Genomic DNA, 18,958 nt, shown 5'->3' with positions numbered 1-18,958 from the left:
AGGCCTTGTAGATGCGCACATTGCAGAGCTCCATCAACGGTTGGCGCATCACCATGTCGCTCGCAAGCATTATCAATTACTGTTGGCAAGCGCGTTGCCAGATCCTCATCGACAGCCTTCGGTATCCGAATCCCCCCGATACTTCTGGCAAAGCGTTTCAAAAGAATGGGCGCAAAAGCATTGGCCCATCAGAATGGCTACATTTCGCCTGAGCGATTTTGAATCGACTAACGATTACCGGCAAGATGATCGAGTACTATGCTACGTGAAAGGTCATGGGGTAGTGGGTTGGGGAGTGGTTGAGGAGGACACTCACTCAACCAAAAGGCATTTGGTCTGGCAAGTCGGCGTGCCAACGCTGGATGCCGCACTGCCTGCTAAAACGCTAAAAGAATTTTCGCTACGCCACCCTAGTCGCCCATCTCAGGCGTTGCCAGCTACGGCCGATATTGATGGGCTGTTGACAGCGCTTGATACCAAAGCAGCGTAGTAGAAGGTTTGTTAGGTGCACACCGCTTCGACATTTATGCGCGTAGCTGCAATAATTCACCGCTAATTTGTATTACCCTAAGGAGCTTTGTATGGCGAAGGATAAAGCACAAACCGTTACTATCGACGGCAGTGAATTCAATGTGTCAGATCTATCTGAAAATGCACGTAATCAGCTACTCAACCTGCGCGTGACTGATCAAGAAATTCAACGTTTGAATCAGCAGTTAGCTATCGCCCAAACGGCTCGTACAGCCTACGCGCGTGCGCTAAAAGATGAGCTTCCTGAGCAAAAGACACACTAAAAGAAAACATTGGTCAGGCATGGCCATCTTGATCTACAAGCCAGTCAGCTAATGTTGACTGGCTTTTTTATTGTGCTTCTGGGTAGGTGGAAGCCAGCCATACTGTAATGAAAAAGAGGATAGAAATACTCGTGCTGGAGCATAGAGGTCTCTGACGATGACTTAGCCAGCACATAAGCCCAGGGTGAATATTGACAAATAGGGTGCTTGTCTCTATTCCTTAAAGGGGTGTGAAAAGGATGGCTTTAACTCTGAGCCTTCTGCGTGAAAAATATAAAGGTGCTTAGTAAAGTGCTGTGACTAGCGGTAGCTACCTATTTTCGGCTTCGCTAATGACGCTCCACCGGCGATACAGGGAACGATATGTAGTGATGCCTGGAGGCATTAATGATGACAACTCTTTCCATTGAAAAAAATCTACAAACTCTTTATTTGGGTATCCTAGGGCGCGCGGCTGATCCAGACGGGTTTCATTATTGGCTGGAGCAGATAGAAAGCGGCTCAGTGGATATGGATGGTGTGTCGGCGTTTATGTTGCAGTCTGAAGAGTTCCAGGCAAGGCGCATTGAACTGTCAGAGCTGGAAGATAATGAGTGGATAAACGAAGTTTATCAAAGCCTGTTTGCTCGTGAAGCAGAGACAGAGGGTATTGAATATTGGTCGGAGCAGGCTAGTGCTGGGCTCTCTCCCCAAGCGCTGTTACAGGCTCTAATTGGGGGCGCTAGCCCGACAGATGCAGAGGCGCTCGAAGCCTATGCCTCTATTGCTAATTTTTATTCGTCCAGTGTTGATGCTGATAGTTACGATGCAGAACGCTCTCTTGTACAGGATGGCTTTCGCAGCAACGAACAGCTTTATCAAGACCTGGAAGCGCTAGATGCCAGCTATGATACGTTGAGCTTAGAGCAGGTTGGTGAGTCGCTGGAAAGCAGGCCCTTATATAGTGCCACGGTAGGCGAAGGGGCGCGCAAATTAATGATCGTGACCCAACAGCATGGTGATGAACCCACCGGGACAGAGGCGGCCATGCATTTTCTAGAGTGGCTGAGCGGTGACAGTGAAGCTGCTCAAGCATTGCGTGAGCAAGTGACGTTAACCGTGATGCCACGAGTAAACCCTGACGGTTTTGAGCGCTGGGAGGGGCTCGTTGCAGGTGAATTAGACCCTGAAACAACCATCGATCCCCGTCGTAACTCCGAGGACATTGACCTCAACCGTACCTGGGATTCTAGTGAAGTGATTGATGCATCATTAATCCCAGAAACCACCGCTGTTAGGCAGGTGGTCGAAGCGATTCAACCTGAATTAATTCTTGATTACCATAACCAAAATAACTACATCAACGAGTCAGGCAAGCTCGACACGATGTCAGTCTTGTGGCCAACCAATGATGACGTCGATCCCACCATTACCGCAACAGCACAGCAAGCGGCGGTAGCTATATCACAAGGGCTCGATGATTTTGATTATGGCTACTTGTCACTGTTTCCCGGTGGCGACACGCCACAAATAGCACGCAATGGAATTGCTATTGATGGTGTGCCTACGCTCCTCATTGAGCAACGGGGCCTGGAAGAGCTGAGCTTAAAAGCGCTGGAAGGGCTAGAGCTAGATTTTGATGCGGTTTCTAGTGCCATAGTACTTGAGGGCGTACTGAGTATGCTAGGCGTTGTAGAGGCTATGGGGCAAAACAGTTTTGATAGCATTGATCCTGCTTTGGCAACACTGATACCTGAGCGCGGTGAGCGAATTGAGTTTGACGAGATTTACGCTGAAGAGATCGAATGGGCAGGCGAGGGTGAAGAGTCTCATCAAGGCGAGATAGTCGCAGGGCTGGATACGCTGATGGAAAGTACGCCCATTATTGGCACCTCTGAGCCTCTTCACCAAGAATTGCTAGTGGCTTAAGGATAGATTTGTAGCCCATTAGGATTGAGTATCAAAAAAGCTTCCCCATAAGCTCTGAGTTTGAGTAGGGGAAGCTTTTTTATTACCTCACCAAGCCACTTGGCTCTCAAAAAAACTGCATGTATTGAGCGACGGGAGGAAATCGGCACCGCCACTTACTTAGTTGCGGTGCCGTTGGGTTAGTCCATAGCCCTAGCCGAACAGGTAGGACTCAAGGTCAGTTTCGACGCCTACCAGGTTGGCGGCATCAAGATAATTATCCACTTCTGAACGACTGAGCTGCTGGTGCTCGTTTGAGTCAGTAAACGCCATCACCATTTCAGTCAGGCTGGCATCTCCGTTTTGCAGCACCTCTTGCCAATACTGCTCACCTGCGGTGTCCGGTGAGCGATTTAGCACCCGCTCATAAAGCGTATCGATTAATGTCTCAAAATCTATCGGTTCTCCGGTGGTTAGCAAGTCTTCGCTTTCCAGCAGGCTTGCCGCTAGTGCTTCTGGCGTTTGGCCACTCTCCAGCCATTCATTAAACGTCGCCTCATTAGGTGACTCTCCGGCTAAGCCGGTATAAAGCCGGACTAACGTCTCCGCTAAGTCGTCTTGATCGGCCGTTACGCCGGTATCAAAACCCAGCGAGCGCATTTCCATTTGTTCTAGGTTCACGCCCCAGGCCAGCAGCTTATTGCCGTTCACTAGAGGAGGGTTGGCGTTGATATACTCCTGTGATTGGACAAACCAACGGGCGACCTCACTACGATCCCCGTTGTTGCTCTCAAGGATGTCTACCCAGTAATCGCGGCCGCTCTCATCCGCGGCACGGCCTAGTGCGGCTTGATAAAGCGTATCCACAAAGGTGGCATTATCGCTGCCCATGGCTTGTAACGCGGTGCTCACCTCTTCTGCTAACATAAAGTCCTGAACAATATCGTTGAAGCTGCCTTCTGCATTTTGCTGTGCCACCCAGTACTCCAAGCCTTCCCGTTCAGCAACGCGATCAAGAATGCCGTTGTATAAACGGATAATGGGTGTCAGCACCGTATCGAACTCAGGGTAACGCACAAAGGTGGCGGTATTACGCAGCTGTTCCAAGAGCTCAGATGGCAATTCCCATCCCTTTTCAGTGAATATATCAACAAAGTTGGCGAGCTCAATTGGCTCGGGTTCAGGCTCAGGCTCGGGTTCAGGCTCAGGCTCAGGCTCAGGCTCGGGTTCAGGCTCGGGTTCAGGTTCTGGCTCGGGTTCAGGTTCTGGCTCGGGTTCAGGTTCTGGCTCGGGTTCTGGTTCAGGCTCTGGCTCTGGCTCTGGCTCTGGCTCAGGTTCTGGTTCAGGCTCTGGCTCAGGTTCTGGTTCAGGTTCAGGTTCTGGTTCAGGTTCTGGTTCAGGTTCTGGTTCAGGCTCAGGCTCTGGCTCCGGTGCTGCTTCCACCGTAAAGGTCACAGTTCCAGAGACCCTTTCCACACCATCCTCGCCACCATCAGCCAGGGTAAAGTCAAAGCTGGCATTGCCCGCACTGCTGCCCGCCGTAAATGTCACCAAGCCATTGTCGATGTCTTGTTGGGTAAACGTCTCGCCTGCGGCTAAGGCGGTACCATCGAGCAATAATGTACCGGACGTTGGCAGGGTGTTCAGTGTATAAGTGAGCTCATCGCCAGCATCATCCGGATCGCCTTCATTCAGGTTGGCCGTCGTTAATGTGACGCTACGGCCGGCTTTTACGCTGGGGCCTGCGTTGGTGGCGATGGTAGGTGCATTATTGACGCCTTCCACTGTCACGCTAAGGGTGGACGTGCTGGTATTGCCTGCGGTGTCTTGAATGTCGACGGTGACATCGGTGGTAAGCGTGTCGCCGTGGGCAAGGGCTTCAAACTCACCATTGGGGTCGAAGCTAGCCGTGCCATCGGCTTCGATAATAAAGCGCCCGCCGTTGCTGCCCGCCACCGCGCTACTCAGGGCATCGGCACGGTCATTCACAGCGGTGATAGGGGCCGTGTCGTCTGCGCCTGTGTCGTTATCGGTGAGCTTGTCGCCGGCTCCGTTAACGTTGGTCAGCAGGGTCTCCCCCGCGTCTTCACGTACCGTGGCCGTTGTATCGTCATTGACGGTGGGCGCGCTGGTATCCAGGGTTAGCGCAAGACCCGCAGACGCACTGCTGGTATTACCTGCGCTATCGCTAACCAGCGTATCGATCGTGTTGAGGCCTTCGCTCAGATCGCCTTCGGCCAAGGTGAAGGCCCAGTCACCGCTGCCATTGGCGGTGGCGCTACCCACGCTGATGCCATCGACCCGAACCGTCACGGTAGCGCCTGCCTCGGCCCCGGCTCCGGTGAGAGTGGGCGTTGTGTGGTGGGTGAGATTATCGCTATCGCTCACACCGCTATCGGAATCAGCTGCTAATGTGGGTGCTGGGGTAGCCGCGGGCGAGTTAGCATCAACCACCAACTCAGCGCTGTCGGCCAGATTTTGACTGCCGGGCAGCGTATCAAGGTCCGCCGCTATGCCGTTATCGTGGGCGACCAGCGTGGCACCACCCGTCAGGTTTAGCGAGGCGACGTGAAGCCCATCGGTGTCCGTCTCACCCTCTTGCACCGTATAACGGCCACTAAACTGCTTTTGGTTAGCGGCGTCGCTATTGGTGAGAAGGATCGTGGCGCCGGTGTTGAGTGTAGCCGTTAGCGCGCCGCCGTTGGCAGTAAAGTCGACCGCTTTATCGAACGTCACGGTGATATCAATGCTGCTGCCCACCGCAAAGGTGCCATCGGCGGTGGGCGAGGTAATCGCCTGAATCGCCGGGCTGGTGGCGGTCACCACGCTGAAGAGGTCGTTTTGCGTTACGGCGGCAAGCGTATTGCCCGCCGCATCCTGAGCATCGCTGACTCGCACATCCACGTTATTGATCACTTCATTGGCATCGGCGGTGTCGAAGGTGGCGATATAGGCCTTGGCATCCGTCCAACTGCCGGCGTTAAAGGTAAGCGTGTTTGTGGGATCTTCCGTTGGGAAGGTGATCGTGGGTGCGACGCCAGTATTCATCGCTTCGTTGAAGTTCAGCGTCAGGGTAAAACCGCCACTGCCGATCTGGTCGTCAGTAATGGTGGCGAGCGACGGTACAATAGCGCCATCCAGGGTGGGGCGAGTCGCGTCGATGACATCAGCACTCTGGCTGATAGCAGTAGTGTAAGCACTAGAGCTATTGCCTGCCGCATCGGACAACACAAAGTTAACGGGAATATCGTCGCCTGGGGCGCGGGATGTATCCCCCTCCTGTACCGTGTAAGTGGCGGTATAGCTGCCGCCGCCCTGATCGATAAAATCGGTGACCGCTACCCCGTTCACCGTACCGGCGTCCAGCGATAGGCTTGGCTCTCCCGCGGTAATAGCGACGGTCACGGTATCGCCGATTTTATGACTGCTATCCGGAATAGAAACGCTGGTGATGACGGGGGCGACGGCATCAATGACGATGTCTTTGTTGGCGCTCAGCGAGTTGGCAGTACCCGGTGTGGGCAGGGTGAGTTCGCTGTCGTTGCCTGCTGCATCGCGAATTGAGCCGCCATTGAGGATGATTCCAGCGTTGGTCAGCGCCAGATCACTGGACTCATCCCCCGCCTGGACGGTATACGCAAACGTCAGCTCGTCGGTACCTGAGCCAGCCACATAATCTATGGTGCGATCCGTTGCCCCGGTTTCCAGCGTCAACTGCGGTGTACCGCTGACCGTCACTGCTTCGCTGAACGCTAGGGTGATGTTAACGGTGTCGCCCGCTTTATAAGTACCGTTGGCATTCGTCGAGGTGACATTGGTTACACTCGGGTTCATCACGTCAACGGTATGTGCAGTGCCGCTGGAGAAGCCCTCCGAGGCATTGCCTGCACCATCATTGATGTCGGTGCCGTCGTTCAGGTCAAGGCGCAAGTCGCCTTCGCCAGTAATGGTATCCACAGTGACGGTGTAGCTACTGCCGGAGCCTGAAATGGAGGCGATATTACCCGAAGCGCTGCCGGTGGTGTTGAGTAGGAAGTCATCGATAGAAACATCGTCGACGTCTTCGCTAAAGGTAACGGTGTAATCCAGTGAGGAAGCATTGGCTGCAGGCGAACCACTGGGCGCAATACTCGTAACGCTAGGGGCGATGGCATCAATCACAATATCTTTATTGCTACTCAAAGAGTTAGCATCGCCTGAGGCGGGCAGGGCCAACACCGTGTCGTTACCTGCCGAGTCCTTTATAGAGCCGCCATTGAGCAGGATCTCGCTGCCCGCCAGCGCCAGATCGCTGGTTTCATCGCCTGCTTGAACGGTATACGCGAACGTCAGCGTGTTAGTCCCGGAGCCCGCCGTATAGTCAATGACTCGGTCAGTTGCCCCGGTTTCCAGCGTTAGCTGCGGCGTCCCGGTTACGGTCACAACTTCACTAAAGGTCAGCGTAATATCAACGGTGTCACCCGCGTTATAAGTCCCGTCGGCCGTCGGTGAGGTGACGTTGGTGACGCTCGGCTTGACCAGATCAACGCTGTGAGCCGTACCGCTGGTGTAGCCTGCCGGGGCATTGGTGGCCCCATCATCGATATCGGTGCCACTGTTAAGATCCAGGCGCAGGTCGCCTTCACCGCTAATACCGGTAACGCTGACCGTATAGCTGTCACCGCTGCCAGCAACCGCACTAATAGTGCCAGAGGCGGTGCCGGTGGAGGTAAGGGTGAAATCATCGGCAGAGACATTGCTGACGCTTTCGCTAAAGGTAACGGTGTAATCGACGGATGCAGCATTGGCATCGGGTGAACCGCTGGGGGCAATACTGGTAACGCTAGGAGCCACATCGTCGGTGACGTTGATGGTGACATCTTGCGTTGATGCGGTATTGCCATCGGTGGCTTGTACGCTGAGCGTATAGCTGCCGGTCGCACTGGCATCGAGCTGGCTGGTATCGCTCAGGGTGATTTCGCCCGTGGCGCCATCGATAGTGAAGGCGTTGCCAGTGTTGCCGGACTCGATGGAGTAGTTCACTGGATCGTCGCCCGTGGTAGCGACAGTGCCCAGTACCGTGCTGTTATCATCGCTCTCTTTAACGCTAAAGACTTGGCCGGTGGTGATGGCCGGGGCGATATCGTTGACGGAAATGGTGATGTCTTGAGTAGCCGTGTTGTTGCTGCTTTCACCGTCATCGGCCTGGATAGTCAGGGTGTAGCTTGCGGTGGCTTCATAGTCGAGTGCGTCAGGATCCGCTAGACGAATCTCGCCGTTATTGCTATCGATCTCAAACGCGCCGTCGACGTTGCCAGCGGTGATCGAGTAGGTGACAGAGTCGGTTCCACTGCTATCGCCATCGTTGGCATTGACATCGTGGATGACGGAGGTGGTATCAGTGGACGTTTCGTCGACGACCAGGCCGCCTGGATCCGTATTTTCAAAAACGGGATTATTATTCGTGACAGCCGGTGACGCGACAAGATCATCCATTTCGAGCACGGCGACGTCGCTAAATGTAATCCTGACTTCATCAACGTTGTCGTAGCCAGACTGAAAATCTATCGCGCCATAAGCACCACCCGCTGTAGTTTCGTTGTAGGTGTAGTGGGCGTCTCCTTGTGTATCGGAAGCTGTAAAGTCAAGTGATTCAGCAGAAGTTACTGCGGCACCGTCACGGAACCCCTGAATCGTTGCCACGGGATTAGTGTCAGTTGTTGTCTCGGATATGCCAATGGCAACCGAGGCAAGGTCAAATTCAGATCCATCGGTCGAAGAAAAGGTGAATTGACGAATATCTGGATTCTCAAAGTTCATCCAAATTACTCGGTCATTAGGATCCCCTGAATTATTCAAGTTGACCGTGAAGTCTGAAGGGCTGGGGGTAGCTATCCTGTCAGCACCATCCATTGCAAACGTCCAATCTCCAACGTTTATTGATGTAACCGGTTTTTCATTGATAAGGCCTACATCATCAAAATTCTCATTGGATATTGCCAAGGTCGACTGAAATAGCCCCGGTGCGGGTGAAAAAACGGCTGTTTCGATCAGGCCTGTTTGTTGTTCCAGATCCCAGTCCCCACCAAGATCGCTGGCCCCGGTTAGGTCATCGGAGGCGGCCACATCCGCGCCCGTTACCTGCGCTAGCGATTCCACAAACCGCAGTCCCTGCTCGCCCGCGCCAACATCACAGCCGTAAATAAGGATGTCGCCGTTTGGCCCCAATGCTTCGCCCCATTGTTCCAGGAAGCGGGCATAACTCGGCAGAGTCTCGCTATCAAGCGTGCTGTTACCAAGCGCTATACGCCCCTCCCTGCCGTGGGAAACCAAGTGGATGGCGTCAAATTCGCCGCGCTGTGCTAACGCCTGGGCGATTTGTTCAACGCCGTTAGCGCTGGGGTCTAACAGTATGACCACGGTATCGTCGGCCACGCCGTTAAGCAGTGTTTGGTAATCGTCAACTCGGGGGTCGACGAAGATAACTTCGTTACGACCAGTCGATTGGCTTGGGGGCGTTTGGCGGGTGGGAGTATTCATAAAGAGTACACTCTTTAAGTTGTGTAGAGATTTGGTTGTTTGTTTGTGTATATTTTATCTGTAGGTATTTGTTTATACGTCTTTTTTATATGGCTTTTCCTATACGGCGTCGATCCGGTAATAGGCAAGTGACAGGCCGGAGACGCCGCCGTCAAAGATAGCAACCCGAAGCGGTGAAATGTCCATCTTAATGCTCCTTGTGCAGTTCTTTACTCTAGGATCTTTCGAGAGCACGTCGCTGACAAGGGGTTGCGAGAAGTTGATACTGAAGTGATCCGTTGTGCTATGGGTGGCCGCTCTAGTGATTTCGGTGATACCCAACTGATACTGTGATGCTGCGGCATCTAAGCTGAAATGCTGAATATGACAGCCGTCACTGAGTAAGCGACACTGTCTGTGATTGATATAAAGACGCTCACAGGGTGAAAGATGCATACATTGGATTTCCCTATTTCAACACTGCTGGATGATCTGGTCGCTAGATGAGGCCCATCTTCCCATGTTCAGAAACACGTGATCGCGCTCTTCGCTACATCAAAGAGCTCCACTGATTTGTGAAGTGCTCTAAGCTTTAATCCAATTTTTGCTTGTTTAACTTTTGTTTATTTATATTACTGCTTATACAGTTTTTTGGTTTCTTAACTATGTAAAAGCAGTCTAGGTTTATTGAGGAATTAGCACAGTAATACTAAAATTATGATCGTGACCCTAAGCATATGCAAGATTTTACTACTAGGTTTAATGAGTCTATGGTTACTGTGCGTGCAACCGGATCGTCCTTTCCAATCATGCGCAGCCGCTAATGGTTGAGTAACCGCCATAAGCATTAATGATACCTTTATTAAAGATATCTTTATTACAACAGTGACAAGGAGTATTTTATGGATCCATTCCTCGGTGAAATCAAAATGTTCGGCTTCGAATGGGCGCCTCGAGGCTGGGGGGTGTGCAATGGTGCCCAGTTGTCTATTGCACAGAATACCGCCCTCTTCTCTTTACTTGGCGTTGTGTATGGCGGCAACGGCCAAACCACCTTTAACCTGCCAGATCTGAGAGGGCGAATGCCCAGAGGGCAAGGTCAGGGAGCGGGCATGGCAAATGTCGATATCGGGGAGCTGGCTGGAGCGGAAAACCGCACACTGACTATCAATCAAATGCCTCAACATACCCATGCCGCAGGGGCAATGACCACACCTGATGCCGCCAATCAAGCCACGCCTGCCACAGGGGATTATCTAGCCAGCGGTAAAGTGGGCCTAAGTGACTCTGTACGTAATTACTTCCGTGGCACCCCCTCTGGCACGGTTGAGTTAGGCAATGGCCAAACGGGCATTAGCGGAGGGAGCCAACCGTTTAACGTTATGAACCCTTATCTCGCCCTGAACTTCAGTATTGCATTGCAGGGTATCTATCCATCCCGCCAATAGGTAGGGCAACAAGTGATGGTGGCCGAACGTTTGGAGGTTCGGCCTCTTATCGTAGGAGTCACGATGTTAGGCACCATTACGGCGGCGGATTTTCAGCCGCTACAGGGAAAAGAGTGTACCTTTGAGGCGACCTCTGCGCTTTCGGTGAAGTTAACGGTCGAGCAAGTCACAAGCCGCCCCGACTGCCAAGTGCCGGGGGCAGGCGAAGCGCGGGAGCCTTTCGGTGTTCTTCTGTCTGGGCAGCAAGACGAGGTTGATTTTACCAGCGCCACCGGGGTCTTGCGCTTAGGCGACGGGGCAACGCTGGAAGGCGTTTACATTAACCGTGTGTTACCCCCAATGGGTGGCGACCCACGGCCCTGGTATCAACTGGTTTTTAACTAATATTTTTACTAACTAATAGTTGACTAGGGCGTTTGCGGATACCAGACCCAGCGCTCTACCGCCCCCATTAGCCTTTCAAAGCGGAAGCCTAGCTGCTGGTAAAGCTGTTTGGCATACACATTAAATGGATCGACGGAGAGGGAAACGGGGCTCATAACTTGAGCCCCTGCTGCCTGGACTGCCCTAAGAACGACAGCACCATAGCCTTTATTACGTGCTCCCTTGATCAGCGCGAGGTCGAGAATATGCACTTCGTTGGCACCGAAATCCACGGTGACACGGCCGATCTGCTCACCCTGTTTCTCGACGATATAATACAAGGCATTGGGGTAGGCGGTTCCATAACCGATTGCTTGGGCCTTAACCTGCATCTCAAGCAGCGCCTCAATCATGTCTTGATCAGCCAGCGCTAGTTGCAGGTCTTGCCGGATATCTCGATAAAGCGCTTCAAGAAAAAGATGATCTGAATCTCTAGAGGGCCGAAGTTGCAACCCATCGTTTAAGTGCCCGCCAATACCTGCCATTCGTTTGCCATTGCCCAAGGATATAAGTTGATTGAATCGCCCACCACTACAAGATAAACGTGAGCTTGCCAAAAATCGTGAGTGCTCACCAACCCCCTTGGCCCTCTAACAAGCTTCGGGTGTTGTTATTGAGCGGTAAGCGGAAATCGGCGCTGCCGAGTACCATGGCATCACCTGCTCGCACGACCCGAGCACTTACATAGACGTAGTCCTGGCCCTGTGCATAGGTGCCCATTAAAATTGAACGGGCGTTGTGCTGAGCGGTTAGGCGCTGAACTTGCCGTGATAGAATCAATTCCCCCACGCTCTCTTCGATAAACATGCTGTCGCGCATTTTGACTTCGCGTACCTGCATACCCTGGCGGGCCAGTGCGGAGGCCATAATTTCAGAGCTAATACGCCCAAGCGTAGACGACTGGCTTAGATTGTCGATGCTCACAAAAGTGGCGGCAATCATGGGGCTATAGCGCGTGAGCTCTGGATTGCTGGCAACCATCTGCTCGGCAGCGGCATGAACCAATTCAGAGAGATCGGGTTCCGGTTCGGCGGGCGTGTTGTTAGCATTGCCCAGCGCGCTGCAACCAGCCAGTAACAGTAGCGTTATGCCCATGGTCATCCCACGGGTAGCATGGCCGATAGAGCGAGCGCGCCAAGTAGTTAAAAGTGTCATCAGCATGAAATTACCACGTATCAGTAAGGGGAACGGAGGGTGTGGTAGGTGCCTGAGGCACGCGATGAGGGGCATATTGACGACGGTCACCGGCATTGATGTAGTAAATGTTGGACGAAGAGTAGAGAATTCGTTCGCCATCGATAATTTGCGTGGTCACGATGATCTCTTCGTCACCGGTGTATGTCCAACTACCGCTGGTGGTATCGGCAAGCATGCCGGCGGGGATTAATCCCAGCGCAGGTTCGCTCCACTGATTAAACGGAATCGTGGCTACCGCAATGCCCGCGGTGAGTGCGGTAAAAGCGCCAACCGGTGGGCGGATAAAGCCGCGGTCACGGTGCTCGACAACTTCGACGTCGATAGTGATATTGGCGCTGTTTGCAGTGGGGACGGTGGTAAGGTTAGCGCCCCGTGACACCAGTTCGCTGGTCAGCAGTGCGCGAAAGCCACGCCCAAATTCACCGCCACTGTAGGCGTGCAGTGCTTCACTGTCTGACTCGCTGATGTGTAAATCGCGATTGCGAACGCGCTCGCGTTGTAAAATGCTGGTAGCTTCATGGCGGGCCAGCACATCCCAGTGGTGAGCTGCCTGCATACGTTGCTGTTCGGTATAGGGGTAGGTAGTGGCGATCGGCGCTTGAGATGTGTTGGCATAAAAGCAGCCGCTAAGCATTAAGCTTGCCAGCCCCAAACTAACAGGACGTATGAAATAGGGTAATGGAAATAATCGGGGACGGGTGCGCACCTGCTGGTTCCTTTTTCGCTACAAAACGGCTTTTGATAGACTATGTGCTTTGCTTAGTTTGCCATGCCTAATTCGACGTATCTAATTCATCATACCTAGCAAGATCGGCCACGAGGTTAAAAACTTGAATGAGCGATAATGCCAATGCTTGAAGATCACCGCGGCGGTCCGCGCCATGATTCGCTGATGTCGGCCTATCATGAAAGTGATAGCGGTAGCGGTTGGATGATCAGTTATCTCGATATCATGACCTTGTTGGTGGCTCTGTTCGTGGTCATTATCGCCGCTGCAGGGCCGGTTATTCCTCAATTGAACCAGAAGGATAGTGTGAGCGAGGACGCGAGCACATCCTCGCCTACTTTGGGAGTCCCCCTGCCTGAAGCATTGGCCCAGGTAAGCCATGAGCGTGAGAGTGTCGCCCGGTGGAGCAGTGCAGGATTGAACCCCATGGCGATTAGTGCGGCACTTGGCGTGGCAGGGCTGCCCAAGCTGGCCGATCTTCCTCGACGAGTCAGCTTCGGTGTTCCACCGCTTTTGGCAGCACCATTGCCGCCTGCTGAGCCGGTTATTTCTTTACCAAAACTACTGATGCCCGCGGGCAGCGATGATTTTACATCGCCCTTAGCTGACTACATGGTGGTGTTAACCGACCACCCCCCGGCAAATGTACAAGCGGTGAGCGATGAGTCAGTAGCGGGGGCGACTGCGCTAAATCAGGCGCTTTCGGAACGCGTTGAAGAGTCTACCTATTTGCCCGACCTGGAGGGTGTTGAAGTATCGCGGGTGGCTGAGGGGATTAGCCTGCGTGTACAGGATCAACTGCTGTTTCCCTCTGCCACGGCTGAGCTAACCAACGATGGGTCGTCACTAGTGAGCAGTTTGCTCGAGACTATTCAGCGCTACGATGGCGAAGTGTGGGTGGAGGGCCATTCGGACAGCCAGACCATTAGCACCGAGGAGTTCTCATCTAACTGGGCGCTGTCGAGTGCTCGTGCCATTGCCATTGTGGAAGCGCTGGAAGCGGCGGGCGTGGATGCTGAACGCCTTCGCGCAGTCGGCTTGGCAGCAACAAAACCGCTAGAGAGCAACGCCACCGCGGAAGGGCGTGCACGTAATCGGCGGGTTGAGGTGGTGATTCATGTGGAGTAAGGGGCAGTTAATAGAGGAGTAAATAGCTGCTCAGCTATAAGGAAAATGTCATTGCGAGAAGCGCAGCGACGCGGCAATCTGATTTGTCAGTGATAGCTAACCCCGAGATTGCTTCTCTATGTTTGCAATGACGGCAACATGATCGCCACGCTTCGCTCGCGATGACATAAGAGGGGCAATGACATAGAAAAAAGCCCGCCGGGGGAGGCGGGCATTAAAGGGCTTGGCTCACTGCAGTCCACTGGCATCAGGTGAGGGGGTGTACAGGGTTGCCAGTGGGTACAATATCAGTATAGCTATTTATTAAGCGTTGCCAAGTGCGGTAAAGCTTTTTTTACTTTTTATCATCTTAGTTATCGCTAATGCTTATTCTGAAAGGGGCTGTACAAAGCGCACCGATCTGCTTCATGCACTTTTGTGGTGCGTTTTAACTGCCTCTTTTTGGTGCTTGCAAGTACTCTGATTTATTTATCCCGTCAAATTCCACGTAACCCTCTGTTGAATAGACACTTCTCTGTTTTGGCTTATTAATTGCTATGCTTTACGTAGCAATTAATAGCTGGTCATAGTAGTTAATAGCTGGCCATAGCTATTTAGGCGTTCTAGACATGACGTCTTAACGAAGCGTTAAGGCCGAAGAGAGGTAGTGCTATGCCTGAACCCGCTCGTCTTTCAGCGTCAACCCCTTCGGTTGATCCGGCTCTGCAGCCGCGGCTTGTCTTGACCGATTTAGATGGCTCACTGCTCGACCATCACAGTTATGACTTCAGCCCTGCTGCTCCCTGGCTTGCCCGCTTAAAGCAAATGGGGGTGCCGGTGGTTCCGGTGACCAGTAAAACCCGTGCCGAACTGATACTGCTGCGCGAAGCGCTAGGCCTCACGGCAACCCCATTTATTGCTGAAAATGGTGCGGTTATTGGTCTCCCCCCTGGCTGGTGTCATGCACGCTTAGACCGTCCAGACAGTGGCCGTGATGGTGTCGTTATCAAACATCCTGGTGTGGATATTGGCTTTATACGTGCCCGATTAAAGGTGTGGCGTGAACGCTTGGATATTCGCTTTACCCGCATGGGAGAGATGAGCGTAGCTGAGGTGATGGAGCTTACCGGGCTCGACGCAGTTCGCGCCCGGGATGCTCGGCAGCGGGAAGGTAGCGAACCGTTGTTGTGGGAAGACTCGGCCGCGGCCCTTGAGACGTTTCGCGCCGCTTTAGAGGGGGATGGCTTACAGCTTACTCAAGGTGGGCGCTTTTGGCATGTAATGGGGCGCTCCGCCGATAAGGGCAATGCCGTCGAGTGGCTGGTTAAACGCTTCACGGCATTAAGAGGGCGAATGCCTCTTTCATTGGGTTTGGGAGATGGGCCAAACGATATCACCATGCTCGAAGCAGTGGATCAAGCGGTCGTGATACGAGGTTGTCACGACTTAGCCGTAGAACCCCGCAACGCTTCGCTCTATCGCACGGATGCCACAGGGCCAACTGGCTGGGCTGAGGGAGTGGCCTACTGGTGGGGGCGAGATGACCGCCGTTTAGCGACGGCGGAAAAGGGCGATGCCGCTCTCCTTTGAGTACAGTTATTTGAGTCCAGTACTTTGACCCCAGTTCTATGAATCCAGGGAGGTAAGTGAATGAGTGACTTTCATCAAAACGGAATTATTACCGACTTTCACAACCTTACCCGGCGCTCGGTGGAGGCGCTTGAACAAGAGCTGTGCCAGTTTGCTCGACGACGTCCAATGGGGCTGATTCTACCGTCGCTGTTTTCGGAGCTGGAAGGGCCAGCGCTGTCGGCGATCGTCGATGAGCTGGTTAAAGTCCCTTATCTCAACGAGATTGTCATTGGCCTGGATAGAGCCGATCGCGAGCAATTTTTATATGCTCGGGAGTTTTTCTCACGCCTGCCGCAACACACGCGCATCTTATGGAACGATGGCCCACGGCTGCGCGCCCTGGATGCGGAGCTGGAAGAGCACGGTTTAGGCGCTTTAGAGCCTGGGAAAGGGCGCAATGTATGGTATTGCGCAGGCTATATGCTGTCGTCAGGGCGCTCGACGGTGGTAGGGCTTCACGACTGCGATATTTTGACCTATGAGCGTGGGCTGCTTGCGCGCTTGATGTATCCGGTGGCGCACCCCAATTTCAATTACAGCTTCTGCAAAGGTTATTACCCCCGTATTGCCGAGGGCAAACTGAATGGGCGCGTCTCACGGCTGTTAGTCACACCGCTGCTGCGGGCGCTTAAAACTGTCTGTGGGCCGATGCCCTACCTTGATTACCTGGATAGCTTTCGCTACCCACTGTCAGGTGAGTTTGCGATGCGCAGCGAAGTGCTTGAGGGGATTCGTATGCCTGCGGATTGGGGGCTGGAAATTGGCGTTTTGTCGGAGTTACAACGCAACTACTCCCTGCGCCAGCTCTGCCAGGTAGATATTGCCGATGCCTACGACCACAAGCATCAGCCGGTTAGCGAAGATGATCCTGATAGCGGCTTAAACCGCATGAGCCTGGATATTTCAAAAGCGCTCTATCGCAAACTAGCCACCCAGGGGGTTACCTTTAGCAGCGAAGACTTCCGCACGCTTAAAGCTACCTACTACCGCTTTGCGCTGGATTTGATCGAAGCCTACGACCACGATGCGACGATGAACGGCCTAAGCCTTGATCGCCACAGCGAAGAGCAGGCCGTGGAGCTGTTTGCCAGTAACCTGCTCGAAGCGGGCAATCTTTTTATGGATAACCCACGTGAGCGACCCTTTATCCCCAGCTGGAACCGTGTTCAGGCCGCGGTGCCAGATCTGCTCACGCGTATGCACGAAGCGGTAGAGCTGGATAACCAAGGTAAGGTTTAGCGCCTATTCATATATCATTGCAAGGAGCCTACTCATATGTCATTGCGCAAGGAGCCTACTCATATGTCATTGCGAGGAGCGCAGCGACGCGGCAATCTCGATCTGCGATGGCAGGTAACCCCGAGATTGCTTCACTGCGCTCGCAATGACAAGACATCAAAAATCGCTGTGCTGGAGGGCTGCACGCGGAGCCGATGACGAGGCGGGTAAATTTGCTTGTGCATGTCCCGTGCTCTGGTTAATGCGGAAGTGGGCAACCAGTTGACGCAGCTGAGCACTGAGCTGTGCGAGCGTTTGGGTGGCGTGGTTACTCTCTTGCACCAGGCCGGCATTTTGCTGGGTCATTTGATCCATCTGCGTTACCGCCTGATTGACCTGCTCAATGCCGCTGCTCTGCTCAATGGTGGCTGCAGAGATTTCCTGAACCAGTGTACTGAGCTGTTTAATGTCATCGACCATGCCATTGATCTCATCGCCGGTGTCATGCACTTGACGGCTGCCTTCCACCACTTTGCTGTCCGACGCTTCGATCAGCGTTTTGATCTCTTGGGCGGCAGCAGCCGAACGGCTGGCTAGCTGGCGAACTTCATTGGCGACAACGGCAAAACCGCGCCCCTGCTCGCCGGCTCGGGCGGCCTCCACAGAAGCATTAAGTGCCAAAATGTTGGTTTGGAAGGCGATGCCGTCAATGGTGTTAACGATGCTGCTCATTTGGGTGGCGCTTTCGTTAATCGTCGCCATGGTGGAGATCACCGTGGACATTGAGTCACTGCCGCGTTGAGCGCTGTCAGCGGTGCGTGTGGCAAGTGTTCGCGCGTGATCCGCATGTTCGGCATTTTGTTTAACCGTGGCGGTAAGCTGCTCCATGCTGGAGGCCGTTTCGGCCAACGACGCTGCCTGCTCTTCGGTGCGTGTGGAAAGCTCTTCATTAACACCCACAATCTGCTCTACGCCACTGTTAACCTGGTTTGCGCCGTGGTGAATATCGCCAATGGTATTGGCCAGGGTTTCACGCATCCGGTTGATATCAAATAGTAAGCTCTGCTGATCCTTCGGCGAAAGCTGAGTGGTTTGGGTCAAATCTCCATCAGCAATATGGCGTACTACGCTAGCTGCATAGCGTGGGTCGCCCCCCAGCCTGCGAGCAACATCACGAATGACCCAGCCCATTAGCAGCGTTACAGGAAGGCCTATAATCAGCAGTACCATTACCGAGTAAATTAAACGTGTAATAAAAGCTTCGTTTATATCATCTACATAAACACCCGTGGCCAGCGACCACTGCCATTCGGGAAGATAGGCCACGTAACTGATTTTCGGTACCTGCTCATCACCAGTAATACGACGGGAGTAGTAGTCAACGTGCCCACCGCCAGCTTGAGCTGCTTCTCGAAAAGCAGCGTAAAGATCCATGCCGCTGGCATCCTGGTAAGCGCTCATGTCTTCACCGCGGGGGCGCTTGGGGTGGGAAACGATCTTTAGGTCATCATCGAAGGAGAAGATATATTCTCCACCGCCAAAACTGACGCTAGACATATTGTCGATGGCACGCTGTTGGGCTTCTTCAAGGCTGAGCTCTCCAGCAACTACCCGCTCTTGTAGCGCTTCAATTTGGCTCTGTACGCTTTCCACCACGTATTGAATACTGTCTCGGCGTTCACTCTCAATCGTCTGGCGATTCTCCCAGGCCAACCAGCCTACCAGCAGTAGCATGGCAACCCAGATAATACCCAGCGTTCCCCAGAGTTTTGCGTCGTCGTTAAGCGTGTCATTTTTTTCCTAGCCGATGTAAGTAAGCAACGTTGTTCCCTATCGGCCTAAGGCACCAATACCTTAGCAAAATTTAAAGTAAATGCTGCCGCGGCAATTTCGCTTGCCGAGGCAGCATATTCTGAGATGTGTTTCACATCGCTCGCAATGACACCCAGTTGATCATTGTGAGGAGCCTACTCATATGTCATTGCGAGGAGCGCAGCGACGAGGCAATCTCGATCTGCGGTGGCAGG

General features: G+C 53.3%; 12 protein-coding genes and 1 pseudogene. 8 read left to right on the top strand and 5 right to left on the bottom strand.

Going from position 1 to position 18,958, the window contains the following annotated elements:
• Window positions 1–193 precede the first annotated feature (193 nt).
• From HALA3H3_RS26500 to HALA3H3_RS00080, 3 genes are all read left to right on the top strand, one after another.
• The gene (locus HALA3H3_RS26500) at window positions 194–490 is read left to right on the top strand and encodes a hypothetical protein (protein ID WP_141224355.1); all 297 of its coding nucleotides are present in this window, start codon (window positions 194–196) and stop codon (window positions 488–490) included.
• A gap of 91 nt (window positions 491–581) precedes the next feature.
• Window positions 582–794, top strand: a complete 213-nt coding sequence (locus tag HALA3H3_RS00085; protein WP_022519984.1) for a DUF6447 family protein — start codon at window positions 582–584, stop codon at window positions 792–794.
• A 387-nt stretch (window positions 795–1,181) separates the two neighbouring features.
• Window positions 1,182–2,702, top strand: a complete 1,521-nt coding sequence (locus tag HALA3H3_RS00080; protein WP_022519983.1) for a M14 family zinc carboxypeptidase — start codon at window positions 1,182–1,184, stop codon at window positions 2,700–2,702.
• Between the two features lie 192 nt (window positions 2,703–2,894).
• On the opposite strand, the gene HALA3H3_RS00075 is transcribed toward HALA3H3_RS00080, so the two are convergent.
• A complete protein-coding gene (locus HALA3H3_RS00075) occupies window positions 2,895–9,200 on the bottom strand; it encodes a DUF4347 domain-containing protein (RefSeq protein WP_022519982.1) in 6,306 nt (2,101 codons plus the stop codon).
• A gap of 881 nt (window positions 9,201–10,081) precedes the next feature.
• Here HALA3H3_RS00075 and HALA3H3_RS00070 point away from each other — a divergent pair.
• Both HALA3H3_RS00070 and HALA3H3_RS00065 read left to right on the top strand, forming a co-directional pair.
• The gene (locus HALA3H3_RS00070; RefSeq protein ID WP_022519980.1) at window positions 10,082–10,627 is read left to right on the top strand and encodes a phage tail protein; all 546 of its coding nucleotides are present in this window, start codon (window positions 10,082–10,084) and stop codon (window positions 10,625–10,627) included.
• A 63-nt stretch (window positions 10,628–10,690) separates the two neighbouring features.
• Entirely contained in the window at window positions 10,691–11,011 is a 321-nt protein-coding gene (locus HALA3H3_RS00065; RefSeq protein WP_039857260.1) for a DUF6916 family protein, read from the top strand.
• Window positions 11,012–11,034: 23 nt separating this feature from the next.
• Here HALA3H3_RS00065 and HALA3H3_RS00060 read toward each other — a convergent pair whose 3' ends face one another.
• The 3 genes from HALA3H3_RS00060 to HALA3H3_RS00050 form a co-directional block, all read right to left on the bottom strand.
• Window positions 11,035–11,535, bottom strand: coding sequence for a GNAT family N-acetyltransferase (locus HALA3H3_RS00060; RefSeq protein ID WP_053856838.1), 501 nt, complete (start codon window positions 11,533–11,535; stop codon window positions 11,035–11,037).
• Window positions 11,536–11,620: 85 nt separating this feature from the next.
• Window positions 11,621–12,151 carry a FlgO family outer membrane protein gene (locus HALA3H3_RS00055; protein WP_035538611.1) on the bottom strand — a complete coding sequence of 177 codons (531 nt, stop codon included), beginning with the start codon at window positions 12,149–12,151 and terminating at the stop codon, window positions 11,621–11,623.
• Between the two features lie 64 nt (window positions 12,152–12,215).
• Window positions 12,216–12,881: a hypothetical protein gene (locus tag HALA3H3_RS00050; RefSeq protein WP_240550038.1), complete on the bottom strand. Its 666-nt coding sequence runs from the start codon at window positions 12,879–12,881 to the stop codon at window positions 12,216–12,218.
• Between the two features lie 210 nt (window positions 12,882–13,091).
• Here HALA3H3_RS00050 and HALA3H3_RS00045 point away from each other — a divergent pair, with 210 nt between their 5' ends.
• From HALA3H3_RS00045 to HALA3H3_RS00035, 3 genes are all read left to right on the top strand, one after another.
• Window positions 13,092–14,102, top strand: a complete 1,011-nt coding sequence (locus tag HALA3H3_RS00045; RefSeq protein ID WP_022519975.1) for an OmpA family protein — start codon at window positions 13,092–13,094, stop codon at window positions 14,100–14,102.
• 651 nt (window positions 14,103–14,753) lie between these two features.
• Window positions 14,754–15,671, top strand: coding sequence for an HAD-IIB family hydrolase (locus HALA3H3_RS00040; RefSeq protein WP_022519974.1), 918 nt, complete (start codon window positions 14,754–14,756; stop codon window positions 15,669–15,671).
• A 60-nt stretch (window positions 15,672–15,731) separates the two neighbouring features.
• Entirely contained in the window at window positions 15,732–16,952 is a 1,221-nt protein-coding gene (locus HALA3H3_RS00035) for a glycosyltransferase family protein (protein WP_009288458.1), read from the top strand.
• 156 nt (window positions 16,953–17,108) lie between these two features.
• Here HALA3H3_RS00035 and HALA3H3_RS00030 read toward each other — a convergent pair.
• Window positions 17,109–18,724: pseudogene (locus HALA3H3_RS00030) on the bottom strand (methyl-accepting chemotaxis protein).
• Window positions 18,725–18,958 lie beyond the last annotated feature (234 nt).

The sequence above is a fragment of the Halomonas sp. A3H3 genome (assembly GCF_000982975.1).
Taxonomy (GTDB): domain Bacteria; phylum Pseudomonadota; class Gammaproteobacteria; order Pseudomonadales; family Halomonadaceae; genus Vreelandella; species Vreelandella titanicae.
The sequence above is the reverse complement of the archived record's forward strand: the minus strand, read 5'-3'. Positions and strand labels throughout refer to the sequence as shown.